Annotated in this window: 11 protein-coding genes; 6 read left to right on the top strand and 5 right to left on the bottom strand. The window is 57.3% G+C overall.

The annotated features are described in order from the left end of the window. Positions 1-2: 2 nt before the first annotated feature. Positions 3-683: a Crp/Fnr family transcriptional regulator gene (locus tag RUE5091_RS07105; protein WP_058281208.1), complete on the bottom strand. Its 681-nt coding sequence runs from the start codon at positions 681-683 to the stop codon at positions 3-5. A gap of 196 nt (positions 684-879) precedes the next feature. Here RUE5091_RS07105 and RUE5091_RS07100 point away from each other — a divergent pair, with 196 nt between their 5' ends. The 3 genes from RUE5091_RS07100 (at position 880) to cls (ending at position 4970) form a co-directional block, all read left to right on the top strand. After that, positions 880-2490 (top strand): arylsulfatase, encoded by a 1611-nt coding sequence (locus tag RUE5091_RS07100; RefSeq protein WP_058281207.1) that lies wholly within the window; start codon positions 880-882, stop codon positions 2488-2490. Positions 2491-2559: 69 nt separating this feature from the next. Continuing rightward, positions 2560-3534, top strand: a complete 975-nt coding sequence (locus RUE5091_RS07095) for an HAD family hydrolase (protein ID WP_058281206.1) — start codon at positions 2560-2562, stop codon at positions 3532-3534. A 23-nt stretch (positions 3535-3557) separates the two neighbouring features. Then, positions 3558-4970, top strand: a complete 1413-nt coding sequence (cls, locus tag RUE5091_RS07090; RefSeq protein ID WP_058281205.1) for a cardiolipin synthase — start codon at positions 3558-3560, stop codon at positions 4968-4970. Here the strand turns inward: cls and RUE5091_RS07085 are convergent. Beyond that, positions 4967-5401, bottom strand: coding sequence for an ion channel (locus RUE5091_RS07085; RefSeq protein WP_058281204.1), 435 nt, complete (start codon positions 5399-5401; stop codon positions 4967-4969). The genes cls and RUE5091_RS07085 overlap by 4 nt on opposite strands. 151 nt (positions 5402-5552) lie before the next feature. Here RUE5091_RS07085 and RUE5091_RS07080 point away from each other — a divergent pair, with 151 nt between their 5' ends. The 3 genes from RUE5091_RS07080 to RUE5091_RS07070 are packed head-to-tail and all read left to right on the top strand — an operon-like array spanning position 5553 to position 9641. Continuing rightward, positions 5553-6200: an ABC transporter ATP-binding protein gene (locus RUE5091_RS07080; protein ID WP_058281456.1), complete on the top strand. Its 648-nt coding sequence runs from the start codon at positions 5553-5555 to the stop codon at positions 6198-6200. Continuing rightward, a complete protein-coding gene (locus tag RUE5091_RS07075) occupies positions 6197-8611 on the top strand; it encodes an ABC transporter permease (protein ID WP_058281203.1) in 2415 nt (804 codons plus the stop codon). Before RUE5091_RS07080 ends, RUE5091_RS07075 begins: the two co-directional genes overlap by 4 nt. Continuing rightward, complete coding sequence (locus RUE5091_RS07070) at positions 8601-9641, top strand: lipocalin-like domain-containing protein (protein WP_058281202.1); 1041 nt, start codon at positions 8601-8603, stop codon at positions 9639-9641. The genes RUE5091_RS07075 and RUE5091_RS07070 overlap by 11 nt, the downstream gene beginning before the upstream one ends. Positions 9642-9648: 7 nt before the next feature. Here the strand turns inward: RUE5091_RS07070 and RUE5091_RS07065 are convergent, their stop codons facing one another. From RUE5091_RS07065 to RUE5091_RS07055, 3 genes are all read right to left on the bottom strand, one after another. Beyond that, the gene (locus tag RUE5091_RS07065; RefSeq protein WP_058281201.1) at positions 9649-10080 is read right to left on the bottom strand and encodes a universal stress protein; all 432 of its coding nucleotides are present in this window, start codon (positions 10078-10080) and stop codon (positions 9649-9651) included. Next, positions 10077-12686, bottom strand: a complete 2610-nt coding sequence (locus tag RUE5091_RS07060) for a TRAP transporter permease (protein ID WP_058281200.1) — start codon at positions 12684-12686, stop codon at positions 10077-10079. The genes RUE5091_RS07065 and RUE5091_RS07060 overlap by 4 nt, the downstream gene beginning before the upstream one ends. A gap of 104 nt (positions 12687-12790) precedes the next feature. Continuing rightward, a complete protein-coding gene (locus RUE5091_RS07055; RefSeq protein WP_058281199.1) occupies positions 12791-13759 on the bottom strand; it encodes a TAXI family TRAP transporter solute-binding subunit in 969 nt (322 codons plus the stop codon). Positions 13760-13803 lie beyond the last annotated feature (44 nt).

Genomic DNA, 13803 nt, shown 5'->3' with positions numbered 1-13803 from the left:
AGCTATGTTTGGCAGCTCGCGATCAGCGCCTGCCTGTTTTTCAACCGCACCCGGCCGTACCCCAGTTCAATGAGATTTAAGTCTGCAAGGCGATGCAGACTGCGATGAAGCGTGGGCTGTGAAACGGCGATCATCTCTGCCAGTTCCTCCTGCGAGACTACGATCCAGCCGTCGCATTTTGAGGTGCCCTCATCCAGATGCAGCAGCCTTAGAACAAGCCTCTTTTCACTGCCCGTTACCGCCAAGTTTGCCATGATGCGAAGGGCGGTCTGCATGTTTTCATGGGTCAGCGCATAAAAGTCCCGGATGTAATCCGGTTTGGATTGGACCAGCTTGGTAATGCGACTGGTCGGAAAGAACAGTACGTGTGTCTCTTGCGTGGTCACGACGCTGACCAACCGAGGCTCACCTGCAAACAGCGCCAAATCCCCCACCCAGAACCCTGCGCCTTCGCGATGCAAAACAAACTCCTGCCCATCATCCGCCGGCGCGGTAATCTGCACACCGCCGCTGAGAACCACAAACACCCCGTTGGACGGGTCTCCATGGTGATACAGCGTTTCCCAGGCTTCATAGGTTCTGGGAACTCCGCACTCTTGCAAATCGCGCTGAAAAGCGGCCGGGCGTTTGCTGAACCAGCCGCCGACCTGCAAGAGTTTCAAATTATTCGCTTTGTCAAACATTAGAATTTTTCAATATCATCATATGATGAGTTTTCAATCCAAATGATCGCCTAACCTGAGCACGCTCGATTCCCCTACGGGTGATGTAACGCCGTTCAGAAATCGACCATTTCCTGGCAGCTTATTGGCTGAAAAGCCTGCCTCCAACTAATTTTCACTTCTGGGTTTTTCGACCCTTTCAAATCAGGAGCACATCATGTCACCACCACGTTCGATTGCATATAGTTGGCGCTCTGGCCTACGTCGGGTTGCTGTGGCTACTTTCGCCGTTGCGCTGGCAATTCCCGCCTGGGCCCAGGAACAGAAACCCAACATTCTGGTCATCTGGGGGGACGATATCGGACAATCCAATATCTCCGCCTACACGATGGGTTTGATGGGGTATCAAACGCCGAACATTGACCGGGTCGCCAAGGAAGGGATGATATTCACCGACTATTATGGAGAGCAATCCTGCACCGCGGGCCGGTCGTCCTATATCATGGGGCAATCAGTGTTCCGGACCGGCCTGTCCAAAGTGGGTTTACCCGGTGCGGATCTGGGCATGCAGGTCGAGGATCCAACCATTGCGGGCCTGCTGAAGGATCACGGCTATGCCACTGGTCAATTTGGTAAAAATCACCTGGGTGACAAGGATGAACATCTTCCGACAAACCATGGATTTGATGAATTTTTCGGCAATTTGTATCACCTAAATGCCGAGGAAGAACCGGAAAATGAAGACTATCCCGGTGACGCAATTCTGGCCGATGGTCGCACCTTCCGCGAAGCATACGGACCGCGCGGTGTGATCAAGTCCAAGGCGGATGGAACCATCGAAGACACCGGCCCCCTGACCCGCAAGCGCATGGAGACGGTAGACGAAGAGACGGTTGCTGCTGCAATTGACTTCATCAAGCGAGCCCATGAGCAAGGCCAGCCCTTCTATGTCTGGTGGAACGGCACTCGGATGCATTTCCGCACCCACGTCAAGGATGAGATACGCGCGCAAGCGAACGATATCATTGGTGGCGTTGCAGACGAATACACAGCGGGCATGATCGAACATGACATGCATGTGGGGCAGTTGCTGGACCTGCTGGATGAGCTTGGAATCGCAGACAACACGATCGTCCACTATTCCACCGACAACGGGCCGCACATGAATACATGGCCGGATGCTGCCATGACACCGTTCTGGGGCGAAAAGAACACCAACTGGGAAGGCGGATGGCGCGTTCCATCGATGGTGCGCTGGCCCGGTCAGATCGAGGCGGGATCGGTCACAAATGAGATCGTGCATCACATGGACTGGCTGCCGACTTATCTGGCGGTCGCTGGTGACCCGGAGATCAAGGAAAAGCTGAAAGTTGGCTATAGTTCCTCCGGCATGGGCCGCGACTATAAAGTACATTTGGACGGCTATAACATCCTGCCGCTGTTGACTGGCGAAGCCACGGAAAGCCCACGGAAAGAGATATTCTACTTCTCGGATGACGGTGACTTGACTGCGCTGCGTTTTGAGGACTGGAAGCTGATCTTCCTTGAGCAGAAAGCATGGGCCACCCTCCGCGCTTGGATCGAACCCTGGACTGAACTGCGTATTCCGCTGATCGTGAACCTGCGCCGTGATCCTTATGAACGCGCGTATCGGACCTCCAACACCTATTACGACTGGCTGTTGGACCGTGCCTATTTCCTGGTCCCTGCGCAGGCATATGTCGGAGATTTCCTTGAAACCTTCCAGGAATTCCCGCCGCGCCAAAAGGCAGCCAGTTTCAACCTGGATCAAGTGATGGAGAAACTGGTCACACCGACCAACAATTAACCCCCTCGCAAACCACGGGTCGCCGGTTCAACGGCGGCCCTTTTCACATTGAAACAAAAGGATTTCCTCATGAAGGCTGCCTTGTTTGCCACTGCTGTTTTCATGGCTCCGTGCATTACGCTTGCCGATCCGCTGCCCAGTTGGGGCACGTCTCAGTCGAAAGACAGGATTGTTGCCTTTGTCGATGCCGTCACTGATCCGGATAACCCAGACTACGTGACACCGTCAGACCGGATTGCAGTGTTCGACAATGACGGGACACTTTGGGCGGAACAACCGGTTTATTTCCAACTGACCTTCGCCATGGATCGCCTTGCCGAATTGGCAGCGGCTAACCCTTCGATCCTGACCAGCCCAACGCTGGAGGCGGCGGCAAAAGGAGAATTACAAACCATCGCCGAAGGCGGCCATGAGGCCTTGATTGAAGTTCTGAACGCCTCGCATTCCGGGATCAGTGTCGAAGAGTTTCAGGCGTCGGTGACCAAGTGGCTGGACACCGCGCGCCACCCCGATACCGGGCTGCCCTATGACCAGATGACCTATCAGCCAATGGTCGAGCTGCTGCGTTATCTCAGGGATGAAGGGTTCCGCACCTATATCGTATCGGGTGGAGGTCTGCATTTCATGCGCGTTTTTGCCGAAGATGCATATGGTGTTCCACCGGAACAGGTTCTGGGCACCTACACTGGCACTACCTATGAAACAGCCGACGGCACACCCACCATCATCAAGGCCCCCGGAATTGCCTTTGTGGACGACAAGGAAGGTAAGCCGATCAACATCGAACGCACACTTGGCAGGCGTCCCATTCTGGCCGGTGGCAATTCGGACGGGGATTTCGCCATGCTTGAATGGACCACCGCCGGTCATGGGCCGCGTCTGGGCATCCTGATCCACCATACCGATGCAGAAAGAGAATGGGCCTATGACCGCGAAAGCCCGATCGGGAAACTGGTCGACGGGTTGAACAAAGGCCCTGATATGGGCTGGGTCATCGTGGATATGGCGCAAGACTGGAATCGCATCTACACTGGGTCGGAATAAAGCACTCAGAGAACGATAACCTCATGTGGACATTGCTTGTTTCCGCTGCCGTCCTCGTCCTGTACGTGACGGCTGTGGTCTTTGCGATACGGGCGGCGCAGACCGCCCGAACACCGCAGGGCGCGGTTGGCTGGGTGGTGTTTCTGATCTCGGCCCCGATTTTTGGCGTACCGTTATACCTGTTTCTGGGACACCACAGATTTCGCGGCTATCGCATCGCCCGCAAGCACAGCGAACGGGTCGTCGAAGGCATCAAAAGCTTTGCCGATTTCTCGATACCCGACCTTGCCAAGATGTCGATCAATCCCCGCCCTTTTGAGGCGCTGGCGCATCTGCCAGTGTCTCGCGGCAATGGGGCCGAGTTGTTAATCGACGGCAAAGCCACGTTCGACGCTATTTTCGACGCCATAGATGCTGCGCAGAATTATGTCCTGATCCAGTTCTATATAGTCCGCGACGACCAACTGGGCCAACAGTTGCAGTCCAAGCTGATCGCGGCGGCCCGGCGCGGTGTCCAGGTCCGGTTCATGACGGATTCCGTGGGCAGCTATGGGTTACCGACCGCCTATCTGGAAACACTACGCACCGCCGGAATTGAAATTGCCAACCCACGTGATCGGCGGGGGCCGCAATATCGCTTTCAGCTCAACTATCGTAATCACCGTAAAACCGTGATCATTGATGGTGAAACAGGCTTTATCGGCGGTCATAATGTGGGTGTCGAGTATCTGGGCGAGGACAAACATTTCGGCCATTGGCGTGACACGCATCTAAAAATGACCGGCCACATCGTCCGGCAACTACAGTTGATCTTTGTCGAAGACTGGCATTGGGCCCACGAAGAAGACCTGATTGACCAGCTTAACTGGGCCGGTTCGGAATCCGAACAGGATATGAATGCCCTTCTGGTCGCAACTGGACCGGGGGATGACACGGAAACCGGCGCGATGATGTTTTTTTCGGCCATCACCGCGGCCAAGGAACGCATTTGGATCGCCTCGCCCTATTTTGTGCCCGATATCGACGTCATGACGGCCCTGCAGCACGCCGCCTTGCGGGGCGTCGATGTACGCATCTTGGTGCCCGAAGTGATCGACCACCGCCTACCCTGGCTGGCCGCCTTCGCCTATTTTGACGAGATCCGCGACTGTGGCGCGCGCGTATTTCGGTATACTGAAGGGTTCATGCATCAAAAGGCATTCGTGGTCGATGACACGCTGGCCGCCGTGGGAACGACCAATCTGGACAACCGCTCATTCCGGCTGAATTTTGAAGCCATGGCGCTGTTTTTCGACCAACGCGCGGCTGAGGCCGTGGACAAAATGCTGCGCGCTGATTTCGAAAACAGCTATGAACTGACACATAATCTACCCGAACAACCGGCCTATATCCGGTTCGGCTCGCCCCTGGCCCGGCTGTTCGCGCCGATCCTCTAGGACATTAATTCCTCTTTAAAGACCTGGGTCATCAGCGCGACCATAAAGGCGGTCGACAAGCCAAAGGCCAACAGCCCGGTGACCGAAGCGAACGCTCCAAAAATGCGCAGCGGTTCACCCAGCACAATATCGCCGTAGCCCAGTGTGGTGAATGTCACCAACGAGAAATACAGGGCCGAGTTCCAGTCTGGCAGAACATCCCCCATCATCCAGACAATCGCCCACAGCCAAACCTGAATCGTGTGAATGAAAACGATGAACGCAAGGGCGATGCAAATCGGTCCGGCAATCGCAAGGAACCGTTTTGTGTTCTCAAGCCGTGGTGCCATGTGCCGGATGAATTGCGTGCACCACGTCAGAAGGATGATCTCGATCAGAAAACAAATCCCCAGATAGATACTGCCCCAAATAATCTGCTGCGCTAGTGTCATCAACTCGTATCCCGGCCCGGAGAAGTTCTGACACAATGGCGACTTAACCAAAGAAGAACAAGGCTGTGACAATTAGAAAAGATTGTGTTTGGACGCTGGACTCTCAGCCATGGCGTTGCACATTGTGGCTGGCATTGTCCAAGGGGTTTTCATGCTGCTGAATATCGAAAAGGTACAAAAATCCTATCCCGGCGGGCGGCCCGTGTTGCGGGATGTGTCGTTGACCCTGGATCACGGGCAGACGCTGGCCCTAACTGGTGAAAGCGGCAGCGGCAAAAGCACGTTGTTGAACCTTGCAGCCGCATTAGACAGCTTTGACGGGGGCGAGATCACGCTGGACGGTACCGCCTTGTCAACGCTGGATGACCGTGGCCGCGCCGCCTTGCGCCGACAAAGCGTATCTCTGGTATTTCAGCAATTCAATCTGATCCCATCGCTGACGGTTGCTCAGAACCTGTCATTTCACGCCCGGCTGGCGAACCGGGAAGACACCGAATGGACCGCGCAACTGGCTGAACGGCTTGGGTTGTCCGACCTGTTGGCGCGCTATCCCGAGAACCTGTCGGGTGGGCAGCAACAGCGCGTAGCCATCGGACGCGCCATGGCCCCCCGGCCAAAGCTGTTGCTGGCGGATGAGCCAACCGGCAATCTGGACGAAACCGCCAGCGCAACAGTACTGGACCTGATGCTTTCACTGGTTGCTGAGGCCGGAACTGCCTTGTTGCTGGTTACACACTCGCTAGACATCGCGGCGCGTCTGGATCGGCGCGCGCATCTGACTGGTGGCCATATCGCATGACTGGGGCCGTCATACAGGCCTTGATGTCCCATTGGCGGCGTCATTGGTTGCAACTCGCAACCCTGCTGATCGGCATTGCGCTGGCGACCGGGTTGTGGTCGGCGGTGCAAGCCATAAATGCCGAAGCGCGCGCCAGCTATCAACAAGCCAGTGATCAGCTAGCCTTGGGCCTGTTTGATGAACTGCGCGACCCTTCTGGTCCGATCCCGATCGAACGTTATGTCGTTTTGCGCCGAACTGGCTGGCAGGTAGCAGCGGTTCTGGAAGGCTCTTTACGGGTCGCCGGGCGCACAGTTCAGGTCATGGGGGTCGACATGGTCGCTTACCCGGCCTTGCCCGCCGTAACTCAAATCGAGCAAAGCGAAACACCCCCCGACCCGGCTGACATGCTGACCGCACCGGGCCGTTTGCTGGCTGCACCGGATCTTGCGCAGATGCTGCGCACGCAAAGCGGGTTGCCACCGGTTCTAACCTCTGACTCAATCCCGCCAGATTTGATCCTGACCGATATCGGAGTTGCCGAGACCCTTTTAGAAAAATCCGGACAAATCTCGCGGTTGATAGTTCTGCCCGACCAGCCTGTTGGCGTGCCACCGTTGTCCGAAATCGCGCCTGAACTCGAACGTGTCACGGCCTCGGCGCGACTTGACGCGGCCAGCCTGACGGACAGCTTCCACCTGAACCTGACCGCCTTTGGCCTGCTGTCCTTTGCCGTTGGTTTGTTTATCGTTCACGGCACAGTCGGACTGGCCTTTGCACAGCGGAGGGCAATGATCCGCACTCTACGGGCTTTGGGCGTTTCAATGCGCCGCTTGATCTGGATGATCATGGCCGAACTAACGATCTTGGCCCTGATCGGCGGCACGCTGGGCCTGATCCTTGGATTCTTCCTGGCCGGAGCCCTGTTGCCCGACGTCGCAGCCACTTTGCGCGGGTTATATGGCGCGCCGGTCGATGGGCAGATGTCTTTACAACCTCAATGGGCACTGGCGGGGCTGGCGATGGCTTTGGCGGGGACATTGCTGGCCAGTGGCCATGCCCTGTATCGACTGGCGCGTATGCCCTTGCTGACCGGAGCCGGGCTACACGCTTGGCGCGGCGCTGCCGCGGGACAACACCGCACAGGTCTGATCGGGCTGATCCTGATTGCGGGCGGATTCGCCATCGGGTTCGCCATTGACGGGCTGGTTGCCGGATTTGCGATGGTTGGCGGCATCCTCACCGGAGCGGCGCTGACGTTGCCGTTTCTTCTGTCCCTCGCCCTGTCGATGTTCCAGCGGCGCGCCCGGGGACCGGTCGCCCAATGGGTCTGGGCCGATATGCGGGCGCAATTGCCCGGCTTGTCTCTGGCACTGATGGCGCTGTTGTTGGCACTGGCCGCAAATATTGGCGTTGGAACAATGGTTTCCAGCTTTCGCCTCACCTTTGTAGGCTGGCTAGATCAACGCCTGACGTCCGAGGTTTATGTGACCGCCATCGACAACCAACAGGGCCGGCAGATCGCCGAATGGCTGGACCCACAGGTGGACGCCGTTCTGCCAATCCGCAGCGTTGAACTGACCCACGAGATTGGTCCGCTGTTTTTGTACGGGGTCGAAGATCATCAAACCTACCGCGATCATTGGCCGCTGATCGCTACGTCGGCAGGCGAATGGGATCGGGTCATGGCGGGTAAGGCTGTTCTGATCAACGAACAACTTGCCCGCCGGGCAGGCTTGTGGCCGGGCGATACGTTGACCCTGAAAGCGGACCATACTCTGACTGTGGCGGGCGTCTATTCCGACTATGGCAACCCAACCGGTCAGGCGATCGTGTCTATGCCGCAGCTTGACCAGATCGCACCCGGGGCTGACACACGCCGGTTCGGCATCCGCCTTGCACCCGAGCGCGCGACCGAAATCACTCAGGCGTTACGACAGCAGTTTGACCTGCCCCGACAAGCCGTGGTGCAACAGGCTGCCATGAAGGCGCAATCGCTGGCGATCTTCGATAATACCTTTGTGGTGACTTCGGCGCTGAACGTATTGACACTGGGGGTGGCGGGGTTTGCCATCCTGACCAGCCTGCTGACCTTGTGGACCCAGCGACTGCCGCAGGTTACCCCGGTTTGGGCGCTGGGACTGACACGCGCACAGTTGGCGCGGTTGGAGTTGCTGCGCAGTGTGCTGCTTGCCGCCTTTACGGCAGTTATGGCCCTGCCACTTGGGCTTGTTCTGGCCTGGGCGCTGCTGGCGGTAATCAATGTGCAGGCCTTCGGCTGGCGGTTGCCGATGTTTTTGTTTCCCGTTGATTGGGCATATCTGTTCTTGTTGACCTTGCTAGCCGCTTTTGTCGCGGCTGCCTTGCCCGCGTTGCGTCTGATGCGCCTGCCGCCTGCTGACCTGTTGAAGGTATTTGCTAATGAACGTTAGAGCTTGGCTGTGTGCCCTGATCCTGTTGCTGCCTTCGGCCTTATATGGGCAAGGCTATGCCGGGCTGGGTGGGTCTGCCGAAGGTTTTGACGTTCCGCAGCCCATCTACCAGTTCGAATTTCCACGCGATCACGGACCACACCCAACCTTCCGAATTGAATGGTGGTATCTGACCGCCAACCTGACCGGAGAAGACGGCCGCGATTACGGCATTCAATGGACCCTGTTCCGATCCGCCCTGAAACCGACCGAGGCTGAAGGTTGGCAAAGTCCGCAGCTATGGTTGGGCCATGCTGCTGTGACGACACCGAAAACACACTATTTTGCCGAACGCCTGTCGCGCGGCGGCATTGGTCAGGCCGGGGTAACTGCCGAACCGTTCGAAGCATGGATCGACGAATGGCATATGCGCGGGCTTGATCTCAACTCGTTATCTCTGTCTGCCAGCGGTGCTGAGTTTTCCTATGACCTGTCTCTGACAGCCCAAGGCCCGTTGGTGTTTCACGGAGAGGATGGGTATTCGGTCAAGTCCGCTGATGGGCAGGCCAGCTATTACTATTCGCAACCTTTCTATGACGTTGAGGGCGCGCTGCGCTTGCCCGACGGGGATGTCGCGGTGACCGGTCAGGGTTGGTTGGATCGCGAATGGTCTTCGCAGCCGCTTGCCGCGGATCAAAGCGGGTGGGATTGGTTTTCGCTCAGTTTCGATGACGGCAACAAGCTGATGGCTTTTCGCCTGCGCGGCGGGCGCGGGGATTTCACGGCGGCCACTTGGATCGACCCGGATGGCACAGCGAAACCCCTACCCGACGGGTCCGTTTCGTTCGCTCCTTTGGACACGGCACCCGTTGCCGGACGGGACGTACCCGTCCAATGGCGTGTGACATTGCCCGAACGCGACATTGAAGTCGAAGTGTCGGCAATCACACCGAACGCCTGGATGGCGACACGGTTCGAATATTGGGAAGGCCCAGTCTCGGTGTCAGGCAGCCACTCTGGGCGCGGCTACCTTGAGATGACCGGCTACTAGTGGAACCCTAGCGAACCACGTAAACCGAGACCGTGGAATGCCGCACGACCCGCGCCGCGTTCGGACCCAAAAGATAGTCCTTAAGGTCCGGCTTATGTGCGCCGATCACGATCAGATCGCTATTCGCACTTTCGGCGGTTTTCAGTATCTCCTGATAAGCGGTGCCGGTGGCGACGACATGGCGGACTTTCTCGTTCCGCTCTGCGCCCAGGGTTGCCGTGCACATATCCGTCAGCTTGGCATGCGCCTCATCCAGTGCCTTTTCGTGGAAATCCGGGTGGAAAAAGCCGGATACCCAGCTTTCTCCAAAGTCCGGCAAAACGGTTACCACGTCCAACTGCGCGCCGTCCTGATCGGCCAAGGACGCCGCGGTCTTCAGCACGTGCACGTCCAGATCCCCATTGCTGATATCCACGGCACAAAGAACTGAATTTGTCATGCGAGCACCTCTTGTCTGGCGGCGCGGCCGCGTTGAAGGAAGGCGATCAGCCCCAGCAAGATCATCGCGGGGATATAGATCAATTGCTTCGGTGGCTGGCTGGACGGCAGGCTTACCGAACTCAGACGCACCGCGTCGTCAGCGTAATAGTCGAAGTTGTCCAACTCATCCGCGACCGGAGTGCCGAACAACGGCTCGTCCAGTTTGACCAGGCCGTCCTCTTCGATCAGCATCAGGCCCATGGCGTCCACACGTGCGGCACCGCCCTCTTCGTTGCCTACGGCCACTACAACCGTGGTGTCCGTCATTTCCAGAGTGTCAAAATCAGGGCCACTGACAACAAGGCGCACCTCGGTTCCCGGTGGCGTTTGTCCTATCGTTTCGACGAAAGCAGCCGGTTCGACAGATGCATAGGGCGGTGACAACCGATCCATGAAGAAGTCAGGCCGGAACAACGCGAAGGCCACGAAGATCAGCGCAACGCTCTCGTAAATCCGGCTGTGCGTCACGAAATAGCCCATCGTGCCTGCGGTAAAGACAAGGATGGCTATGGTCGCGAATATCGCGACGGTTATCCCCTCAACCCAGGTGACGTCGATCAAAAGCAGGTCTGTGTTGAAGATGAACACAAACGGAAGTGCCACGGTGCGCAGGCTGTAGAAGAACGCAGTGAAACCGGTCTTGATTGCATCGCCGCCCGAAACGGCTGCCGCAGCGAAACTCGCCAAACCCACCGGAGGCGTTACGTCCGCCATGATCCCGAAATAGAACACGAACAGGTGCACGGCGATCAACGGTACGATCAGGCCACTTTGCGCGCCCAATTCCACCACGACACCGGCCATCAGCGAGCTAACAACGATGTAGTTCGCTGTGGTCGGTAGGCCCATGCCCAAGATCAGGCTAAGGATACCGACCATCACCAGCATCAGGATCAGGTTGCCACCCGACAAGAATTCGACCAGGTCGGCCATCACCTGCCCAACACCAGTCAGTGTCACGGTGCCGACGATCACGCCCGCAGTGGCGGTCGCAAGGGCGATACCGATCATGTTGCGCGCGCCGTCAATCAGACCCTGCCACAGGTCGGCCACGCCATCGATAAAGCTGTTATAAAGGTTGCTCTGCCCTCGGAACATCGCCTTGAGTGGTTTTTGCGTGAGCAGGATCACGAACAGCAACGCGGTGGCCCAGAATGCCGACAGACCCGGCGATTTCTGTTCGATCATCAGGAAATAGACCAGAACGATGATCGGCAGTAGGTAGTGCAGCCCGGCCTTGTAGATATCGGCAATGACCGGCAGTGTAACTTCCTTGGCGTTCGGATCATCGGGTTCCAGATCCGGCACCTGCGCCGCCAGATACAGCAGCACGACATAGATCGCGCAGACGATCAGGCTCAGGACCAACCCTGCCGCCGAAGGCACCCAGCTGGTGACCGCATCGACGGGGAATTGCGAGCCATAGCAAAGCCCTGCAAATACAAGGAAGAACATCAACATTCCGACGACAGTGCGTGCCAAATGTACATCGCGATCACCCAGCGTAGGCATGTTCCGCTTCACCGCTTCGAGGTGCACGATATAGACCAGCGCGATGTAGGAAATCGCCGCGGGCAGGAAGGCGTGGGTGATCACCTCGACATAGGAAATGCCCACATATTCCACCATCAGGAAAGCCGCAGCACCCATAACGGGCGGCATGATCTGACCATTCACGGATGAGGCAACCTCGACCGATCCGGCCTGTTCACTGCTAAAGCCCACACGTTTCATCAGCGGGATGGTAAACGTACCGGTGGTGACCACGTTGGCGATGGACGAGCCCGAGATCAGGCCGGTCGCAGCTGAGCCGACAACCGCCGCCTTGGCCGGACCACCGCGCAGATGGCCGAGGGCACCAAAGGCCATCTTGATAAAGTAGTTCCCTGCCCCGGCCTTATCGAGCAAAGCGCCGAACAGCACAAACAGGAACACGAATTTCGTAGAAACACCCAAGGCGATGCCGAACACGCCCTCGGACGTGATCCACATGTGGCTCATGGCCTTTTTCAGGCTTGCGCCTTTCCAGCGGATAACTTCGGGAACCCATTCGGATGAGCCGAAGAACACGTAAGCTAGAAAGATCGTCGCGATAATGGCCATGGCAGGGCCAAGCGCGCGACGTGCGGCCTCGAACAGCAGCAGCAGGCCAACCAAAGCGACCCATTTGTCGGTATCGTCCGCAAGGCCACCCGCGTCGACGATCTTTTCGTAGAAAAAGTAGCCGTACAACGCCAAAAACGCGCCTGCGACCCCCATGATCCAATCCTGAACCGGAATATAGTCACGCGGGCTACTTTTCAGTGCTGGATAGGCTGCAAAGGCCAGAAACATGGCAAAGGCCAAATGAAACTGGCGCGCATTATTCACCACACTGCCCGGCAACACATAGTTGGCAATAGGTGAGGCCAAAAGCACCTGAAAAATCGACCAGATTGCCGCCACAACGGCCAAAAAAATCCCGACATTACCGAACGGATTACGCCCTCCCGCATCGGACGAGGCTACAAGATCCTGTAGCTCTTCTTCGGATAGCGGGCGATTGGATTGTGTGTCGGAACTCATGCAAATGTCTCCCCGTCGCGGCCTGTTTTTTGGCCTTTAAACCACCCGTTATTCTACGGGCTTGAGTTGCAGGGCGCCCGTGGGCACCCTGCATCAGGTCTGGCTTACTGAACCCAGCCTTTTTCTTTGTAGTACTTCTCGGCACCCGGATGCAGCGGAGCCGACAGACCGTCCGCGATCATCTCTTCGGGCTTGAGATTGGCAAATGCCGGGTGCAACTTTTTGAAGTCATCGAAGTTTTCGAAGACCGAGCTGACAACCGCATAAACCGCATCGTCCGACACGTCTGCCGAGGTTACGAAGGTCGCACCTACACCAAAGGTCGCCGTGTCGCCATCCGAACCGCGATACATTCCACCGGGAATAGTTGCGGTACGGTAGAACGAGTTGTCGCCGACCAGCTTGTCCACGGCATCACCGCTGACATTCACCAGCACGGAATCACACGCAGTGGTGGCTTCCTGGATCGAACCCGAGGGGTGACCAACGGTATAGACCATCGCATCGATCTGGTTGTCGCACAGAGCGGCAGACTGTTCCGCCGCCTTAAGCTCGGTCGCCAGTTCGAAATCGTCAGTGGTCCAACCCATTTCACCCAGCAGAACCTCCATGGTGCCGCGCTGACCGGAACCGGGGTTGCCGATGTTGACGCGCTTGCCCTTCATGTCCTCGAAGTTGGTGATGCCGGAATCGGCACGGGCCACAACGGTGAACGGCTCGGGGTGAACCGAGAAGACGGCGCGCAGGTTTTCGAAGGGACCAGCCTCTTCGAATTTCGAGGTGCCGTTGAAAGCATGGTACTGCCAGTCGGACTGCGCCACACCGAACTCCAGCTCGCCTTCACGGATGGTGTTGATGTTGTAAACCGACCCACCGGTCGATTCGACCGAGCAGCGCACGCCGTGCTCTTTGCGGCCTTTGTTGACCAGACGACAGATCGCGCCACCTGTCGGGTAATACACACCGGTCACACCACCGGTGCCGATTGTGATGAATTCTTCTGCATACGCGGCCGGAGCCATAAGGGCCGCGGTGACGACCGCGCCGAGGCTGAGCTTGCTGCTGTTTTTCATTTTAGAGAACTCCCAATTCTTTTTGTGGATGGGAGACTGTTAGC

It is taken from the genome of Ruegeria denitrificans (assembly GCF_001458295.1).
GTDB classification, from domain to species: Bacteria; Pseudomonadota; Alphaproteobacteria; order Rhodobacterales; family Rhodobacteraceae; genus Ruegeria; species Ruegeria denitrificans.
This window is presented reverse-complemented; position numbering and strand designations above follow the sequence as displayed.